The sequence below is a fragment of the Salinicola sp. NYA28a genome (assembly GCF_976982775.1).
Map to the genome: position 1 here is coordinate 2,787,813 of NZ_OZ334582.1, position 17,799 is coordinate 2,805,611.

11 protein-coding genes are annotated in these 17,799 nt (G+C 63.7%); 4 read left to right on the plus strand and 7 right to left on the minus strand.

What is annotated here, in order from left to right:
* Window positions 1-81: 81 nt before the first annotated feature.
* From ACWHY3_RS12600 to ACWHY3_RS12615, 4 genes are all read right to left on the minus strand, one after another.
* Window positions 82-1,362 carry an acyltransferase family protein gene (locus ACWHY3_RS12600; protein WP_303854277.1) on the minus strand — a complete coding sequence of 427 codons (1,281 nt, stop codon included), beginning with the start codon at window positions 1,360-1,362 and terminating at the stop codon, window positions 82-84.
* Window positions 1,363-1,521: 159 nt separating this feature from the next.
* Window positions 1,522-1,764: a GlsB/YeaQ/YmgE family stress response membrane protein gene (locus ACWHY3_RS12605; protein WP_071233199.1), complete on the minus strand. Its 243-nt coding sequence runs from the start codon at window positions 1,762-1,764 to the stop codon at window positions 1,522-1,524.
* Window positions 1,765-1,928: 164 nt separating this feature from the next.
* Window positions 1,929-4,400, minus strand: coding sequence for a glucans biosynthesis glucosyltransferase MdoH (gene mdoH, locus ACWHY3_RS12610; protein WP_448126665.1), 2,472 nt, complete (start codon window positions 4,398-4,400; stop codon window positions 1,929-1,931).
* A gap of 19 nt (window positions 4,401-4,419) precedes the next feature.
* Complete coding sequence (locus ACWHY3_RS12615; protein WP_448126666.1) at window positions 4,420-6,003, minus strand: glucan biosynthesis protein G; 1,584 nt, start codon at window positions 6,001-6,003, stop codon at window positions 4,420-4,422.
* Between the two features lie 317 nt (window positions 6,004-6,320).
* Here ACWHY3_RS12615 and ACWHY3_RS12620 point away from each other — a divergent pair, with 317 nt between their 5' ends.
* From ACWHY3_RS12620 to ACWHY3_RS12635, 4 genes are all read left to right on the plus strand, one after another.
* A complete protein-coding gene (locus ACWHY3_RS12620) occupies window positions 6,321-7,874 on the plus strand; it encodes a glucosyltransferase domain-containing protein (protein WP_448126667.1) in 1,554 nt (517 codons plus the stop codon).
* Between the two features lie 226 nt (window positions 7,875-8,100).
* Window positions 8,101-9,696: a solute:sodium symporter family transporter gene (locus ACWHY3_RS12625; RefSeq protein WP_448126668.1), complete on the plus strand. Its 1,596-nt coding sequence runs from the start codon at window positions 8,101-8,103 to the stop codon at window positions 9,694-9,696.
* Between the two features lie 168 nt (window positions 9,697-9,864).
* Complete coding sequence (locus ACWHY3_RS12630; protein ID WP_332779518.1) at window positions 9,865-11,256, plus strand: YcjX family GTP-binding protein; 1,392 nt, start codon at window positions 9,865-9,867, stop codon at window positions 11,254-11,256.
* Complete coding sequence (locus ACWHY3_RS12635; RefSeq protein ID WP_448126669.1) at window positions 11,253-12,287, plus strand: YcjF family protein; 1,035 nt, start codon at window positions 11,253-11,255, stop codon at window positions 12,285-12,287. Before ACWHY3_RS12630 ends, ACWHY3_RS12635 begins: the two co-directional genes overlap by 4 nt.
* Before the next feature lie 60 nt (window positions 12,288-12,347).
* Here ACWHY3_RS12635 and ACWHY3_RS12640 read toward each other — a convergent pair whose 3' ends face one another.
* From ACWHY3_RS12640 to ptsP, 3 genes are all read right to left on the minus strand, one after another.
* Window positions 12,348-13,148: a Cof-type HAD-IIB family hydrolase gene (locus ACWHY3_RS12640; RefSeq protein ID WP_448126670.1), complete on the minus strand. Its 801-nt coding sequence runs from the start codon at window positions 13,146-13,148 to the stop codon at window positions 12,348-12,350.
* Window positions 13,149-13,322: 174 nt separating this feature from the next.
* Entirely contained in the window at window positions 13,323-15,002 is a 1,680-nt protein-coding gene (nagE, locus tag ACWHY3_RS12645; RefSeq protein WP_448126671.1) for an N-acetylglucosamine-specific PTS transporter subunit IIBC, read from the minus strand.
* Between the two features lie 10 nt (window positions 15,003-15,012).
* Window positions 15,013-17,763 (minus strand): phosphoenolpyruvate--protein phosphotransferase, encoded by a 2,751-nt coding sequence (gene ptsP, locus ACWHY3_RS12650; protein ID WP_448126672.1) that lies wholly within the window; start codon window positions 17,761-17,763, stop codon window positions 15,013-15,015.
* Window positions 17,764-17,799: the final 36 nt, after the last annotated feature.

Genomic DNA, 17,799 nt, shown 5'->3' on the forward strand with positions numbered 1-17,799 from the left:
GACAGGGCGCATGCGGCGGCACAGTATACCGGAAAGGTGCTCGTGCGCCGATGCCACGGCGCACGACGACATGACAGAGACCTAGTTCAACTTCTCGGTATGAGAGCGCGGGGTCTTGCCGAGCAGATGACGTAACAGGAACTTTCTGACGCGCACCACGAACTGCTCTTGGAACAGCACACAGAAAAGCACGGTCAGAACGAGGAACAACGGGTACAGCCAAAGATGCAACTCACCCGCCGCTGCCAGGCAGCCTTGAAAATCCGTCCTGCACAGGCCGGGATCGCCGGAGAGTACACGCTCGACTCGCGAGAACACGGCATAAAGCGGCACATGCAGTGCGAACATCGGCAACGATGCGCCGCCCAGTCGGGTTGCCCAACGCATCAATCGACGACTGCGAGGCTCTCCCCAATGTGCGGCAACGTAGATTAGTGCCAGTTGCGCTGGCAGCAGCAGACCATTATGCAGGGCGTAGTACCAGGCATGTCCTAGCCCCAGGAGCGTGACTGCCAGAATCACGCTGACGGCAACCGCCAACAGCGTCAGGCAGCACTGGGGAAGCGTCATCAGCCGCCCCTGCGCCTTGCGTTGCGCATAGAACGTGCAAAGCAAGATGCCGGCGGCGAACTCAGGCAGACGAATCAACGGGTTGCGGTGCAGGATGCCGGTCTCCGGCACGCCGTAATCGGTGGTCAGAATGACATACAGAGGCGGAATCAAGTAGACCAGATTGACCAGCAACATGGCGCGACGCGGGTGCAGAACGCGGCGCAGCCGAGGCGCCAGCCAGGGAAACGTCAGATAGAAGAAGAACAATGCCGAGATCGACCAGGACGGCGGATTGAAGGTCAGGTATAGCGGATTCCAGGCATGCAGCAGGGTAAAATTGAGCAGCAGATTGATGCCGGTTTCCAGCGGCCCCATGGTGTGGTTCAGGCTCTTCCAGTCGAGCTGGCCGATATCGTTATTGACGTCATACACCACGAACCGCAGCGAGATATCGCTATCCCCCGGCGCGATCGCCAGGTAGCCAACCAATGCCGATACTGCCATGGCGAGAAGCAGTGATCCGATGTGAATCGGGTAGAGATTCGAGAAGCGCTTGAGCCAGAAGCTTCTGGGCGACTCGCGCATCTGGTATGACGAGTCGAGATAGACATGGGTCAACAGAAAGCCGGATAGCACGAAAAAGGCGCTAGTCGAGAAGAAACCGATATCGGTCACGTAGTGCGACCAATCACGAATGGAAGGATAGTTGTGAAGCGTATGAAAAATAACGATGTAGAGGCCGAGCAGAAAGCGCAGCCATTCGAGCCCAATGAAGCGCTCTTTACGCGTGCCGGTCGTTGAATCGGGCATCCTTGCAGATCTCTGTCCGTCAAAGGCGCTAGTGTACCCGATTCCAGTCAGCAAACACTTGGCCTGGATTGCTTTTCCGCGAGCGCAACGGCCAGCCAGAACCAAGAAAGCCGCGCAACGCGCGGCTTTCTCTCCTAGGCCAACCGGTATGAAATCCGTCTAGGCTTTCTTCACCTTGGCGACGATCCACAACAGGATGATCGCACCGATGGTCGCCACGACCAGGGACCCGATCAGCCCGTTCGAGGACAGCCCCAGGAGACTGAACAGGAAGCCACCGATCACGGCACCGACGATCCCGACGACGATATTCCCGAGAATACCGAACCCACCGCCACGCATGACTTTTCCAGCAATCCAGCCCGCAATGCCACCAATAATCAGCCACAGGATGAAGCCCATAGTGTTACTCCTTGATTCCCTTCAGCATGAATAGCTCATCGGGCAACTTCTCATTGCCTAGTCCAAGCATAGACAGCATTCTCGAATTGTTCGAAGTTCGAGACCAAAACGGGCCCACATGTGTGGGCCCGCTTTCGCGTCGACAGGCGCATCGCAGCCGCGACTCAATGGAATGCCGGCACCCGCAGCGATACCCTTGGCGGCAATCCGTAATGACGCCAGGCAGCGTGAGCCTCGGGATCCTCCCACACTCTCCAGTGCAACTGGGAAAGCATCACCGGATCATCCAGAAACGCCAGGCGCTCGAGATTGTTCATCGCCACCGGCCCCTGCTTGACAGCCTGGCTGACGCGCTCGTGGCGCCTCCGCTGCAAAGGCTCGGCGTGCGCATGGCGCGACGTTCCCAGCGCCGTTGCCAAGGCATTCGATATCGGATCCACGACCACCTGAATAAAGGTCGGCGTGGGTGCCGCGGCATTCATTCTGCCCAGATGACGCACCATCCGGCGCAGTACACGTGGAGGGTGAGTCTCTTCAGGGATCCGGAACAGCCGCGCGCGGAAGCAGGCGCTCCCCAGCGACACGCGGCTGGATAGGGTCGAGACCGGTATCGATATCATCATCGCCCCCACGATCGGCGACAGCCACCACAGGAAGGTCGGCTCCATGAGATAAACCCCCACGGCCCAGACCGCCCCGATCACGGTTTGAGTCCAGTGATTGCGAATCGCGTCACCCCAGGTCGTGTCGCTGTTTTCCCGGGACGGTGATCGCCACTGGATGGACCAGCCCATGATCGAGGTCAGCACGAAGCGCGTGTGGAACAGCATCCGTACCGGGGCCAGGGCCATCGAGAACAGCGACTCCAGCACCATGCTCGCCAGCACCTTGAGCGGCCCGCCGAACTGGCGGCTCCCCTGCACCCACACCAGGATCACGCTCAATACCTTGGGCAGGAACAGCAGCGTCGCGGTGGCCCCGAACAACCCGACGGCAAGCGTAGGATTCCACTGCGGCCATACCGGGAACATCATCCCCGGCTCCGGGAAATAGTTGGGCGTACTCAACGTATGGACGGCAAGTAGCGCAGTCGACAGGACCAGGAAAAGACACCACAGCGGCGCCGAGATGTAGGACATCAGGCCGGTCAGGAACACCGCGCGGTGAACGGGATGGATCCCCTTGGAGAGGAACAATCTGAAATTCATCAGATTGCCGTGGCACCAGCGCCGGTCCCGGTTGAGCTCGTCGAGCAGGTTGGGCGGCATCTCCTCGTAGCTTCCCTCCAGCTCGTAGGCGATCCAGACGCCCCAACCGGCACGCCGCATCAGCGCCGCCTCGACGAAATCATGGGACAGGATCTCGCCGGACATCGAGCCCTTGCCGGGTAACGGTGCCAGCATGCAGTGCTGCATGAACGGCGCCATGCGGATGATGGCGTTGTGCCCCCAGTAATGCGACTCGCCCAGTTGCCAGAAGTGGAGTCCGGCAGTAAACAGCGGCCCGTATACCCGCGTGGCGAACTGCTGCATGCGCGCATAGAGATTCAGTCGCCCGGAAGCCCTGGGCGCCGTCTGGACGATACCGGCATCCGGATGCGCTTCCATCATCTGAACCAGGCGCGTGAGACAGGCCCCGCTCATCACGCTGTCGGCGTCCAGCACCAGCATGTAACGGTAGAGCGCGCCCCAGCGACGACAGAAGTCATCGAGATTGCCGCTCTTGCGCTTCACCCGGCGCTGACGACGACGGTAGAACACCTGGCCGAAGGCATCGAGATCGCGGCAAAGCGCCAGCCAGGCGTGGGTTTCCTGGATGGCGATGTCAGGATCGAAGGTATCGCTCAGGATGAAGACATCGAAATGGCGACCGTTGCCGCTCTGGCGCAGGGACTCGATCGTCGCGCGGACGCCGGCGAAAACCCGCGGGACGTCCTCGTTGCAGATCGGCACCAGCAACGCCGTGCGCGCGTCGTCCGGGATCGGCTCGTCGCCGACCTCGGAATCGATGGCGTAGCGATCCCGGCCTCGCAACAACTGGAAGAAGCCCATCAGGGCGGTCCAGAAACCGGCGGAGACCCACGCAAACAGCAGCACGAACAGCGCAAGAATGGCAATCTCCAGCCATTGCTGGCCCTGATAGGGCAATACCGTTCGCATCTGGTTGGCGGCTACGACGCTCTGGCCGAAAATCAGCACCAGCAATACCCAGCGGCGCGCGCTCGCGATCCACTGCCAGCGCGGGGTCGGCTTGGCCTCGCGCTGTCTGCGCCGATAGCCACGATCTGCCCAGTTCTTCAGACGCTGGCCAAACCGCACGAAGGGGTTGGTAGACCACGCCTCCGGCGCCAGCGGCGTCCGCCGCATGGGTGGCGCTGTCTGCAGGCGGGTGATCCCATGCTCGTCGGTACTCAGGACGTCGGGCGGCGCCAGCGGCGGCTCGGCATAAGCCAGAGCCAAGCGACGCCCTACCGATGTGGCGGCAGGGTCGTCGCTATCGACTTCTCCCCCGCCCAGCGCCGCATGCAGCGATGCCATATCGTTAGCGTCCAGATCGCTGGCGAGCAGCTTGCGCCGCTCGTCACGATCCTGGGTTTCCAGCGCCAACCGCTCCAGGTATTGCTCGGCTGACGTCATCCGTGAGCTGGACGTCGCTTCAGCCATTGGCAGGCAGCCGGTAGTACCAGGTTTCGGAGACCCGCTTGTCACCCTGATTCAGATAGGCGCGGATATCCAGCGGCTGAGCATTGTCGCTGCGCTTGACCTTGACGAACACGCGCCAGCCGCCGGTCGCTGGGTTACGCTCGGTAGAGGCGTCGACCAGTTCGCCGTTGTCGCCAACGCTGGCCTGAACGCTCAGGTTGGCATCGCTGCCGAGGCCGGAGAGCGAGGGCCCTTCGAAATCCAGCACGAAGGCAAGCGAGCCGTCTGCTTCACGCACCAGGTTCTCCTGACGCACTTCACCACGCGAGCGGCGGGTCTGCTCGACCCAGGCCAGCGACGGATCGACATACCGGCTCTCGTCCTTGGTCACGGTGAAGCGATAATCGTAATCCAGCGGAGTGCCCGGTTGCGGAGCAGTTTCCGGCAGCCACATCGACACGATGTTGTCGTTGGTTTCATTGGGGGTCGGGATCTGGATCAGTTCGATCTTGCCCGCGCCCCACTCGTTCTGGGGTTCGATCCAGGCGCTCGGACGCAGATCGTAACGGCTATCCAGATCCTGGTAGCTGTCGAACTCGTGATCACGCTGCATCAGGCCATAGCCGCGAAGGCGCGGTGTCGCATGCTCGTTGATCATCAGCTTCGCCGGATTGGCCAGCGGCCGCCAGGTCCAGCCGTTCTGCGAGTCGCTGATCAACAGGCCATTGGAGTCGTGAATGGCCGGACGGTAGTTCAGCGTCGATGACGGCTGCTCCGGGCCATAGAGATACATGCTGGTGAGCGGCGCCACACCCAGCTTCTCGACCGCGCGGCGCAGGAAAAGCCGCGACTTGACGTCGACCACGGTGTCGGCACCCGGGCGCAGAACGAAGCGATAGGCGCCCGTCAGGCTGGGAGAATCCAGCAGCGCGAAGATGGTCAGATACTGGCTCGTCTTGCTCGGCTTGACGATCCAGAACTCCTTGAAACGGGGGAACTCTTCGCCGGAAGGCAACCCCGTATCCACGGCGAGGCCGCGACCGGAAACGCCATAGACCTGGTTCTTGCCAACGACGCGAAAGTAGCTCGCGCCGAGGAATACCATCGTCTCGTCCTTGCGATCCGCCTGGTTGAGGGCGTAATTGACTTTGAAGCCCGCGATGCCCAGGTCATCGTCGTTCTTGGTGCTATCCGGCAAATCGAGATTGCCGTAGGTGAAATCGTCGGGATTGTAGGCGAAATCCTGAACGCCCTGATCATCGACGCTATGAAGCTGAATGGCACTGTCGTAGTGCATGCCCTCGTGGAAGAAACTCAGAGTGAAAGGCACCCCATCTCCACTCCAGACATCGCGTTCACGCTTGTACTGGATCTGCTCGTACTGGCCGTAGTCCAGATTACGCAGCGCTTCCGGCAGGTTTTTCTCAGGTTCGCTATAACCCTGCTTCGAGAGGTCTTCGGCTTTCTTCGCGACATCATCGAAACCAAAAGCCAATACATTTTGGGCGATACCGCTGAGTAGCAACCCTGTCAGGGCTACCACCGGAAGAAGCGCCTTGCGTTTTTCAAGGTTACTCCGCCGGATCGATGCACTCACACTCATACTCCTGTCATAACTATCTTGGCCGATATCAACGAGCTCGAAACGTTCAAGGCCGCACATAGCCATATCGTAAACGGTCAGCTGAGCCGGTAGCCGCGCTGCCGACATTCGGCACGCGGACGCAACTCATGATGAAGGGCGACGAGATAGCGAAGCCTCCGTGCTTCGTATTGCCGAAGTCTAGCATACGCTACACTGCGGACACGGAAAGACCTCGCTACCGGTCTGCGACCGCGCTATTTGACTCATGTTCTATTCATACACGCTTTACTAACCTGCGCGCCCGGTTCACCGACGGATGAGGCCGATGAATGCGTATCGATCCGCACCCCAACCAGGTGATCATGACAACCGGGTTACGCCGCTGGCTGGGCATAATGGCGTATCTGGTCATTTTCAGCTACCCCCTCATCCACGCCGACCGCCTCTACCGTGACGATATCTGGCGCAGCTTCCATGGCGAAATGGGATGGGTCTCCAACGGTCGTCCGCTCTCCAGCCTGATCACATTGCTCGTCAACGGCGGCCCACGTCTCGCCGATCTCGCGCCACTGCCGCTGTGGCTGGGGCTGGCTGCCATCACCGCGGCGATTCTGCTGTGGCGCCGTCGCCTGCTCGCATTTGACACGGGTTATGCCTGGCTCGCGATGTTGATACTGGTCGTACAGCCATTTTTCCTACAAAACCTCTCCTATCACTTCGATGCGTTGCCCATGGCGCTCGCCTTGGCCTGCGCCATTACCAGTATTGCCTGCGCGCTGGACCCTCGTGAAAGCAAGGTCTGGCAAGTGCGGTTTCGCTGGCTGGCTGGCGGTGCCGGCATCTTGGCTTCGCTTTTTTTCTATCAGCCGGCGGCCAACGTCTACTTCATTCTGCTGGCATTTCACGTTGCCTTGACCATCTCGCACCAGGGCCGCCCGGACTGGAATCGACACTTGGGGGCGCTGGCGGTAGGCGTTTTGGCGCTGGTGATATCGAAGCTCGTCTCCGCGGCGCTGATCGACGGCGACTACAGCCGGCAGCACAGCACGCTGGCGCCGCTCGATCAGCTGCCCGGCCACATGCTCCGCCAGACCGGGCAATTCTGGCGTTACGCGGCAACGATGGTGGACACGCCCACCTGGTGGCTATTCATGGCGCTGGCCATCGTGGCGCCGCCAGGTTTGCTGGTCGCCGCGTATCGGCAACGCAATGCCCTCGGGCTGCTGGTAATGATTCTGGTCCTGGCCTGCTTGGCCTTCGGCGGGCTGGGATTCCTCGCTGCCCTGGCCCACCCGATCTGGCAACCTCGGGTGATGATGGGTTTCGGCGCGCTGTATGCCGGCCTGCTGTTCTGCGTTCTTCATTGGCTGGGCCGCTCACACCGGCCCACGGCCTGGTCGCTGCTGGGCTGGCCTCTGATCGTCTTGGCACTCGGCACGCCATTGACCCTGGCTTACGCCTATGGCAACGCGCAGCGCCAACAGGCGCTCTTCGCCGACGAGGTATCGATGCGACTGATCGACGACCTCGCCACACAGCCATCAGCCGCGCCTTTGGTCATTGATGGAACGCTGCCCCTCACGCGCGCGACACGTAACGCGATCGCCGTACATCCCTTGATTGGCGAGCTGATCCGTCCCTATCTCGACAATGGCTATTGGTGGGGCTATCAGGATCTCTATCGTCGTGGGCTTTCCTCGGCCTTCGAACTCAGTGACGACCCGCCGCTGCGTCGGCGCTTCGAGGCGCAATGCCAACGGCTCGAAGCGCTGTCCCGGCGCGCCTGGTATACGCTCTACCAGTTCGAGGGGCATTACGTGGTGTCTTTCGATCGCAAGTGCCATCACGCATTGACCACGACCGAACTTCCGATCGATGACTGAGCCGATCCGGCATGCCTCTTCCCGCTGCTGCCCGCGCTCTGCCACGCTTTCTGTCATTGCCTCGTGAACCGGCGTTCAATAAACACCACATTGGGCTGGTTATGTCAGACAAATGGCGAATGGCGGTTTACAGCTAGTTGACCAACAATTCGCAGGGTAACGTGGCGCAACTCAACGTTAATTACGTTGGTGCGACCCTCGGGATGCATTCAACAAGGATACCCCTATGCATGCGTGGACTTTAATCTCGTTTCTGTTCTTCACGGGGTTGGTCGCCTTGATTACCTGGCGCATCACTCACCGTGACGATCTCAGTAACACGCACGGCTACTTTCTCGCAGGACGCAGTCTCAGTTTCCCGCTGATCGCCGGCTCCCTCCTGATGACCAACCTCTCGACGGAGCAGATGGTCGGATTGAACGGCTCGGCCTTCTCGGACGGGCTGAGCGTCATGGCCTGGGAGGTCGTCGCCGTCGTCGCCCTGGTGCTGCTGGCGCTATTCTTCCTGCCGCGCTTCCTGCGCAGCGGCATCGCCACCGTTCCGCAACTGCTGCAGGAGCGCTTCGGCCCGACGACGCAATTGATCTGCAACGTCATCTTCCTGGTCGCTTACGCCGTCATTCTGCTGCCGATCATCCTCTACTCCGGCGCCGTCGGCCTGCAGGGCATGCTGGACTTGCCGGTACTGACAGGCATCGATTCCAGCACGACGCTGCTGTGGCTGACGGTCTGGGGCGTCGGCATCATCGGCGCTGTCTATGCCCTGTTCGGCGGGCTGCGCACGGTCGCGGTTTCCGACAGCATCAACGCCATCGGCCTGCTGGTCGGCGGGTTCGTCATCGTCTATCTCGGCCTCGATGCCGCGGGTGACGGCAACGGCATCGCTGCCGGCTGGCAGGCAATCCAGGAGGCCCAGCCCGAGCGTCTCAACTCGCTGGGGCGTCCGGACCAGCAGGTGCCCTGGCCGACCCTGTTCACCGGGGTCTTCCTGATCAACCTGTTCTACTGGTCGACCAACCAGCAGATCATCCAGCGCACCTTTGCGGCAAGGAGCCTTTCCGAGGGTCAGAAAGGCGTGCTGCTGACCGGCTTCCTCAAGCTGCTCGGGCCACTCTATCTGGTGCTGCCGGGCATCATCGCCTACCAGCTCTATGCCGATGAAGGCATCGCTGGCGACCAGGCCTACGGCTACCTGGTTTTCCATCTGCTGCCGCCGTGGCTGACAGGCTTCTTCGCGGCCGTCATGGTCGGTGCCATCCTGTCGTCGTTCAATTCGGCGCTGAACAGCACCACGACGCTCTTCAGCCTGGGTATCTACAAGGGCGTGTTCAAGAAGGTCGCCAGCGAGCAGCAAGTCGTCAACTCCGGCAAGGTCTTCGGCTGGATCATGGCCGTCGCGTCGATGGCCATCGCCCCGCTGCTGGCCGGCCAGGATAGCCTGTTCGACTATCTGCAGACCATGAACGCCATCTATTTCATTCCGATCCTCGCGGTGGTGATCGTTGGCCTGCTGACCAAGCGAGTGCCGGAGTCGGCCGCCATCTTTGGCCTGGTCGGGGGGATCGTGCTGATCGCTGCCGGCTACTTCGTGCCGCCGTTCAACGGCATCCTCGAGATCACCAACCAGTATCACTTCGTCGCCGGCGTCTTCGTGCTGCTCATCGTCGTGATGCTGCTGATCGGCAAGATCGCCCCACGCCGCGAAGCCTGGGTCCATGAAGACGTCAAGGCCGTCGACCTGACGCCCTGGAAAGGTGCCGTGCCGGTGGGCATCGTACTGCTGATCCTGGTCTTCGCGATCTACTTCGCCTTTGCCGGTTGATAGAGAAGACAGGTTCCCGACGCTACACCGATGACGCCTCGCTACCGTGCGAGGCGTCGTCGTTTCAGCCTCTTTTCACGGCAAAATCCTTTCACGGCCTCGCCGCCACGCCCGCATACCCGCTCATATCGTTTACCATGCAGGCAGGTTTTCTTCGGAAACGAGGCGATGCGCCGACAACTGACTCACGAATTTCAGAACCTGATCGATCGCAGCCGGGACCGCCAACTGCGCCTGGCAGTGACCGGGCTATCCCGCGCCGGCAAGACGGCGTTTTTGACCTCGCTGGTCAACCAGCTGCGCCACGCGGGTATCGATGCCCGTCTCGACCTGCTCAAATCCGCCCGTGAAGAGCGCCTGCTCGGTGCACAGCGCGTCTCTCAGCCCGATCTCGGGGTCCCACGCTTCCCCTACGACGAAGCGATGACCTCCCTCAAGTCGACACCGCCCCACTGGCCCGAGCCGACTCGCGGTATCAGCGAGCTGCGCCTGCAACTGCGCTACAAGACACGACGCGCGCGCGGCCTGCTGGGTGACACGGCGACGCTGACCCTGGACCTGATCGACTATCCCGGCGAATGGTTGCTGGACCTGCCGCTGCTCGAGCATGACTTCCTCAGCTGGAGCCAGGCTCAGCTCGAAAGCATGGGCCCGGAGCGTCGACGCTACGCCAGGACCTGGCAAGACGCCGTGGCGACACATGCAGCCGACGAGACGGTGGACGAATCGCGCCTGGCCGAGCTCGCCGAGCATTACGCCGCCTCGTTGCGCCAGGCCCGGGAAGCCGGCTTTTCTCACCTGCAGCCGGGCCACTTCCTGCTGCCCGGGGATTTGCAGGGCGCGCCGGTGCTGCAGTTCTTCCCGCTGCCGGGCGTCACCGAGAAGGATCGTCAGACGCTGGAAGCGCTGCCCCCCTCCAGCCTTTACCAGACGCTGAAAAAGCGTTTCCGCTTCTATCAGCAGCATGTGGTCAAGCCTTTCTATCGAGAGCACTTCCGCCGCTTCGACCGCCAGATCGTGCTGGTCGACGTGCTCGGCGCACTCAACGCCGGCCCCGAGCGCTTCGAGGATCTGTCGCGTGCGCTCACGACCTTGATGCGAAGTTTCGACTACGGCAAACGAAGCCTGCTGAACCGGCTGTTCTCGCCCCGCATCGACCGGCTCGCCATCGCCGCCACCAAGGCGGACCACGTCACGCCGGACCAGCACGCCAACCTGGTCACGCTGCTCGAATCGCTGCTGGCCGAACCGATCAAGGATCTACGCTACGCCGACGTCCCGGTTCGGGCTTTCTCGCTGGCCTCGATCCGGGCCACCGAGACCCGCGAGGTCGAAAACGACGGCAGGCGTCAGCCAGCGCTGCGGGGGCATGGCCTCGACGGCGAGCCGCTACTGGTCTACCCCGGCGACGTCCCGACCCGGCTCCCGGAACCCGCGTTCTGGCAGCGCCAGGGATTCGCCTTCACGGCCTTCCGGCCGCCACCGTTCACGCCAACCGCGCTACCCCACATTCGCATGGACGCGGCCCTGGAATGGCTGATGGGAGATAAACTGCGATGAGCGACCCCCGCCCCGGGCAGCGCTTCACCTTCGATGAACCGCCGACGCCTGGCGACGATGTCTCGCTGAGCGGCGCGCACGTCTACGCAACCACGCAGGCCAGCGATCCCTACTCCGAGGCCGACGACTCGCCCGCGCTCGATGCCGCCATCGAACCGCCGCGCAAGCGCCGCTGGGGACTGTTGGCCATCTTCGGCGGCACGCTCGCGCTCGGCACGATCGAGGCCGCACAGTCGCTCTATACCTCGGCGCTCGGCGGCGACTGGCTATCGGGTGCCTGGAGCATGCTCGGCCTGCTTGCCGTCGGGCTGGCTGCCAAGGCGCTCGCTGGCGAAGTGTGGCGGCTGCGCAAGTTGCGCCGCCACGCACGCCTGCGGCAGCAACTGGACGACGAGTGGATCGACGACACCGACAACGCCAGCACGGACCCGGCCACACTGGCCGACGAGCTTCGCCGCCAGATGGGGCTCTCCCGGGATCATCCGCACTGGCAGTCCTTCCTGCGCGCCCACCAGGCGCACCATACGGCGCACGAGACCCGCGAACTGATCGCGCACCACATCCTCGCGCCGCGCGACCGGGCGGCACGACGGCTGGTGACGCGAATGTCGGGAGAAACCGCCGTCATGGTCGCCGTCAGCCCGTTGACCCTGGTGGACATGTCGCTGATGGCCTGGCGCAACATTGCCATGCTCGATCGCATCGCCGCGCTCTATGGACTGCAGCTCGGCTACGCCAGCCGTCTCAAACTGCTCAGGGAAGTGCTGCGCAACATGGCCTTCGCCGGTGCCAGCGAGATGGTCACTGACGCCGGCATGGATCTGCTGTCGATGAACCTGGCAGCCAAGCTATCGAGTCGCGCCGGTCAGGGCCTGGGCGCCGGGCTGCTGACGGCACGTCTGGGCCTGCGCGCCATGCGCACTACCCGGCCGATCGCCTTCGAGCCTGGCGAACAGCCGCGCCTCGCCGACCTGCGGCGTGAAGTGTGGCAGCAACTGCGGCGGCTGGATGATACTGCGGAGAAGGGTTGACTCGACGAACGGAAATTCGCCGCCGAGTCGATCGAGAGCGCGTGAAGCGACACCGTGACATCAATCGAGCGAAAAGAACGCTCGCAGCGTGTGGGCCACCGCCGACTCGTGATGCGCGCCGATCCTCTTGGCCCGTGGCAGTTGATCGATGACCTCGGGATGGGCGTTGGAGACGACATAGGCATTGCCCACCAGCGTCAGCATTTCAACATCATTGAAGTTGTCGCCAAACGCCAGCGCCCGCTCGATGGGAAGATCGAGCGCCTTGATCGCGCGGCTCAGCGCCGTCGCCTTGTTCACGCCCCGATGCATGATCTCCAGCGAATTGGCCGCCGAGTAGGTGATATGCAGCGCCTCTCCATACTCCTCCCGCAGGGTGCGCTCCAGCGGTTCGAGCAGCGCCGGCTCGCCGATATAGAGCACCTTGCCGACGTGTTCATCCGCCAGATCGCACATGTCATCGACCTGATAGGTGAACCCCGTCATTGCATGAAGCGGCAACAGTTCCGGCGCTTCGGCGTCGATCAGCCAACGGTCGTGGGTATAGAGATTGAGCCGCACCGTCTCCGGACGCGGCAGCGCCACCAGCGCCTGAACCAGCGCGGTCGGCACCAGCGTTTCGTTGACGAGCCGATCGTCGGCATCGTGAACGTGGGCGCCGTTGCTGCTGATGATCCAGGCCGGGGTCTCCAGTTGTCGGCGGATCGCCGCGATATCGTGATAGTGCCGCCCGGAGGCCAGCGCGATCACATGGCCCTGCGCCGACAACGTCCGCAAGGTGTCTCGCGTCAAGGCATCGACGCGATGCTCGGCATTCAACAGCGTGTTGTCGAGATCGCTGGCGATCAGATGCTGGTTCATGGAGTCTCCTCGGGTGAGCGACAAGCGCCGGTTGCGGGGCGCTGTTGATAGCAGCTTCGAGCTTACAGTGTCAAAAACCAGAATGCAGAGCGTCAACGATGCCAGATCGTCGACGCTCGCAGCGAGATATCAGCAACGACGTTTCGGCGATGCCACCGATCTCGTCGGAACGGCTCAAGCCTTGAGACTGTTGGCCACCGCGCCGGCCTGCCGCCCCATCACCAGATGCAGGACGCCATGGCCGATTTCCTGGATGCCGGCAGTGCCCAGCGCCAGGAGCGCAGATTCATCGATACGATCACGGTCCCCCAGTTCCACCCGCAGCCGGGTCGTTGCCACGGCCGCGACGAGGCGAATATTCTCCGCGCCGCCCAGCGCCGCCAGCCACGCTTGCCGCGAAGCCGTATCCAGCTCGGCATCGTCCAGCGCCGTATCACTCTCCGCCGCCGCCGGCGCATCCGGCGTCTTGCCGTGATCCCGCATCGCCGCGCGAATCTCATCGGCGACACCATCGGCGATCGGCCCCAGGATCACCTGGAGGCCACCGCCGCGCAGATGCAACACGCCGCGCGCGCCGAGCTGCTTGAGCGCCGGCTCGTCGATGGCCTTGTCGTCGACCAGTACCAGTCGCAGGCGTGTAGTACAGGCCCCCACGCTGGTCAGGTTGGCCGCGCCGCCCAAGGCGCGCACGAACGCCGGGCCCCGTTCGCCGGCCTCGACCGGAGCGCCGGCAGCCTCTGCCGTTTCCGGCTCGCGGCCCGGCGTAGGCAGGTCGAAGCGCACGATGGCCCAGCGGAAGATGCCGTAGTAGAGCACGAAGTAGCAAAGCCCCACCGGAACCATCATCCAGCCGTTGGTCGACAAACCGTAGGAGAGCGCATAGTCGAAGGCCCCGGCCGAGAAGGTGAAACCCAGCTTGACGTCGAGCATGTTCATCAGCGCCATCGAGATGCCGGTGAGAACCGCATGCATCGCATACAGTGCGGGCGCCAGGAACATGAACGAGAACTCGATCGGCTCGGTGACTCCGGTCAGAAAGGCAGTCAGCGCCAGCGACAGCAACAAGCCGCCGACCTGGGCGCGACGAGACTTGGGCGCAGCGTGATACATCGCCAGCGCGGCCGCGGGCAGGCCGAACATCATCACCGGGAAGAAGCCCGCCATGAAGCTCCCCGCACTCGGGTCACCGGCAAAGAAGCGATTGAGATCGCCGGTGGCGCCGTCGAAGCTGCCGAACACGAACCACACGAAGCTGTTGAGCACGTGATGCAGGCCGGTGACGATCAGGATGCGGTTGAGCACGCCGTAGACGAACAGCCCCAGATCGCCGGCGTCGATCAGCCACTGCCCCAGTTGATCGATGCCCTGCTGGACCGGCGGCCAGATCAAGCCGAAGATGCCGCCGAGCACCACCGCCGAAAGCCCGGTGACGATGGGAATGAAGCGCCGCCCGCCGAAGAACGCCAGGTAGTCCGGCAGCTTGATCGCCTTGTAACGGTTGTAGAGCAACCCGGCCACACTGCCGATGATGATCCCCGCAAGCACCCCCATGTTGATGTCGGGATTCAGCGTTTCCAGTACCGCGTTGAGTACCAGGTAGCCGATCACCCCCGCCAGTCCGGCGGCACCGTTGTCGTCGTCGGCAAAACCGACCGCCACGCCGATGGCGAAGATCAACGCCAGGTTGGAAAAGATCGCATTGCCGGCATTGGCGATGAAGGCGATATCGAGCAGATCGGGCTGGCCCAGGCGCAGCAGCAGGCCCGCCACCGGCAATACCGCGATGGGCAGCATCAGCGAGCGCCCGAGTTTCTGCAGACCGGCCATGAGCCGGGAACCGAAGGTCGTGGTCATGACGCGCTCCTCAATCTCTTGTTGTCGTGTTATCTCTTGTCGCGTTATCTCTTGCTGTCGCGTTGCCGATGCCGGACCTGGCCTCGCCGTCGCTCGAGGACACGCCGTCGACACCCTGGGCACCAGCGTCTGGCACGTCATCGTCCGAACCGAAAACCGCTTTCGGCAGATCGCCCAGCGCCTGTCTCACCGCAGCGCCATCTTCCAGCGCCAACAGCGAGGGGAGCCGGCTGGCCAGGGCAGCGGCGTCCAGCCGACGCAGTGCGGCCTTGACCGCGGCGATACGGCCGGGTTCGACGGAGAGCTCGTCGACGCCCATCGCCGCGAGCAGGACTCCCGCCAGCGGATCCCCCGCCGCCGCGCCGCAGACAGCGACCGGGCATTGGCCCGCCACCCCTTCGAGACACAGCGTGATGAGCCGCAGCACTCCGGGATGGAGCACATCGTTGCGCAGCGCCAGCGACGCCACTTCGCGATCCATGGCCAGGGCGTACTGGGTCAGGTCGTTGGTGCCGATGGAGAGAAAATCGGCTTCGTGAGCCAGACTGGCCGCACATAGCGCCGCGCTCGGCACCTCGATCATCGCCCCCAGCGCCAGCAGCCGCTCGATGCCCAGCGCCGCCGCCCGTGATACGAGCCGCTCCCGCACCCAGCGCAATTCGCCGACATCGGCCACCATCGGCACCATCAGCCGCAGTGACGGCAGCCCGTCTTCACAAAGCGGCAGACCGCGACCCGCTTCGAGCAGCGCGTCGAGCTGTGTCTCGAAGAGATCGGGATGTGTCTGCCAGAGTCTGACACCCCGCTCACCCAGCGCCGGGTTGGGCGTTGCCGATAGCTGGAGATAGGGAAGCTGCTTGTCGGCGCCGATATCCAGCAACCGTATGACGACTGGTTTGCCATCCATCGCCTCGACGGCGGCGCGGTACTCGGCCTGCTGTTCGGCCAGCGTCGGTGCGGTCTGCCGCTCCAGAAACAGGAATTCGCTGCGCATCAGCCCGACGCCACCGGCGCCCGCCCCGGCAGCCTCCCGCGCCTCCATGGGAGAGGCGATATTCGCCGCGACATGAAGGTGCCGCCCGTCTCGGGTCGATACCGGGTCGAAAGCAGCCGCCCGCTCCGCTGCCGCCTGCCGCCGCTGACCGGCCAGTTCGGCGTCGACCGCCGCCAGGCGGCTTTCATCGGGCGCGAGCTCGAGTACGCCATGATGACCATCGCGACGGACATCCAGGCAGGCCTTGTCGCTGTCCGCCTCCAGCAGCGCCTCGCCCATCGCCACCAGGCATGGCAGGCCTCGCGCTCGCGCCAGGATCGAGACGTGGGAGGTCAGGCCGCCGGCTGCCAGACACAGGCCGGCTATCCGATCCGCCACCTCGACGAACTGCGAGGGCGTGAGCTCTCGCGCCGCCAGAATCGCGCCGTCGATCCCCGAAACGGTTGTCGTCGCCTCGGCCGCGAGAGGCTGCATGACCCGGCGCTGCAGATCACGCAGATCGTCGGCCCGCGCCGCCAGCAAGGGATTGTCGCCGGCCTGCAAGCGTTCAATCTCGCGCTCCAGCGCCAGGAACCAGGCCCGCCCGGCGCTGTGCCCGCTGGCGATTTCCGCCTCGGCCGCTGCGCGCAGATCGGGATCGTCCAGCCAGGCGCGGTGGGCTTCGAAGATTTCCGTCTCGTCTTCTCGGCCCTGCGCCCGGGCGTCTTCCATCGCCTGGGCCAGCGAGGCGTCGGCATCGGCCACGGCCTGCGACAGCGCCTGGCGCTCCCGCTCGGGATCCTCCCCTTTGTCAGGCACATGCGGTAGCGCGACCGCGTAGCGAACCAGCGGCCCCACCACCAGACCAGCGCTTGCGGCCAAACCGGTCAGAACGCCAGGCACGGACTCGGCGGCTGCCGGCGATGCTCGTTGCTGCCGGCCGGGCTGCGTCTGAGGCGGCTCGTTCTGGCCGCCATCATCAGCGGCTTCAGGCGCTTCGAGCAACGCCACCGCCGCCTCGACAGCGGCCTGCGCGCTCGCCCCTCGCGCCATGATCCGCACCCGATCCCCCCGAGCCAGCCCCAGGTTGAGCAGAGCGCTCAGGCTGGCAGCGCTGGCGCCGGTTTCGTCCTCAGGGGGTTCGCCGACGCTGCCATCGCCAGCCCGCGTCAGCGTCAGTTCGACCGCATGCGCCTGGGCGATGGCTCGCAGCCGCGCCGCCGGACGAGCATGCAACCCGCTGGCCGAAGCGATCGTTGCCTCGCCATGCGCGGTTTCCTCGCGTCCGGAGTCGTCGTGACCTGCGCTTGCTGCCTCGACGGCTACCTGCCAGCGGAGAAGCGCTTCGCCCATCTCGACGACCGTTCCCGGCGTGACCAGCGTTTCCAGCTGGATCTCGGCGCCGTTGGTCAGCACGATGGGGCTGACCAGCGCCGTGGCGCGCTGCGCCAGCCGGTCGGCGTCGAACCGGCACAGCGGATCACCGGCCGAGACGTGCTCGCCGGCCGAGACCAGCAGCTCGAACCCCTCGCCACCCAGATCGACGGTATCGAGCCCGATGTGCAGCAGCCATTCGTGGTTGCCATCGTCTCGCAGCGTGATCGCATGGGCGGTCCGGGCGCACTGGATGACCTCGCCGTTGCAGGGGGCGTGCAACGTTTCCCCCAGCGGGTCGATCGCGATACCCGGCCCCATGACGCCTTCGCCAAAGACCGGGTCGGGCACTTCCGACAGCGGGACCACGACCCCGCGCATCGGGGCACTGAGAAACCGTAACGTGGATGACATGAAGACTCCCGACTTGTTGTTGTTTCGATTTCGATC

Bases quoted from the DNA above. Each gene is read 5' to 3' on its own strand.
- ACWHY3_RS12600 (WP_303854277.1), bottom strand. From the start codon at position 1,362: ATGCCCGATTCAACGACCGGCACGCGTAAAGAGCGCTTCATTGGGCTC.
- ACWHY3_RS12605 (WP_071233199.1), bottom strand. From the start codon at position 1,764: ATGGGCTTCATCCTGTGGCTGATTATTGGTGGCATTGCGGGCTGGATT.
- mdoH (WP_448126665.1), bottom strand. From the start codon at position 4,400: ATGACGTCAGCCGAGCAATACCTGGAGCGGTTGGCGCTGGAAACCCAG.
- ACWHY3_RS12620 (WP_448126667.1), top strand. From the start codon at position 6,321: ATGCGTATCGATCCGCACCCCAACCAGGTGATCATGACAACCGGGTTA.
- ACWHY3_RS12625 (WP_448126668.1), top strand. From the start codon at position 8,101: ATGCATGCGTGGACTTTAATCTCGTTTCTGTTCTTCACGGGGTTGGTC.
- ACWHY3_RS12630 (WP_332779518.1), top strand. From the start codon at position 9,865: ATGCGCCGACAACTGACTCACGAATTTCAGAACCTGATCGATCGCAGC.
- ACWHY3_RS12635 (WP_448126669.1), top strand. From the start codon at position 11,253: ATGAGCGACCCCCGCCCCGGGCAGCGCTTCACCTTCGATGAACCGCCG.
- ACWHY3_RS12640 (WP_448126670.1), bottom strand. From the start codon at position 13,148: ATGAACCAGCATCTGATCGCCAGCGATCTCGACAACACGCTGTTGAAT.
- nagE (WP_448126671.1), bottom strand. From the start codon at position 15,002: ATGACCACGACCTTCGGTTCCCGGCTCATGGCCGGTCTGCAGAAACTC.
- ptsP (WP_448126672.1), bottom strand. From the start codon at position 17,763: ATGTCATCCACGTTACGGTTTCTCAGTGCCCCGATGCGCGGGGTCGTG.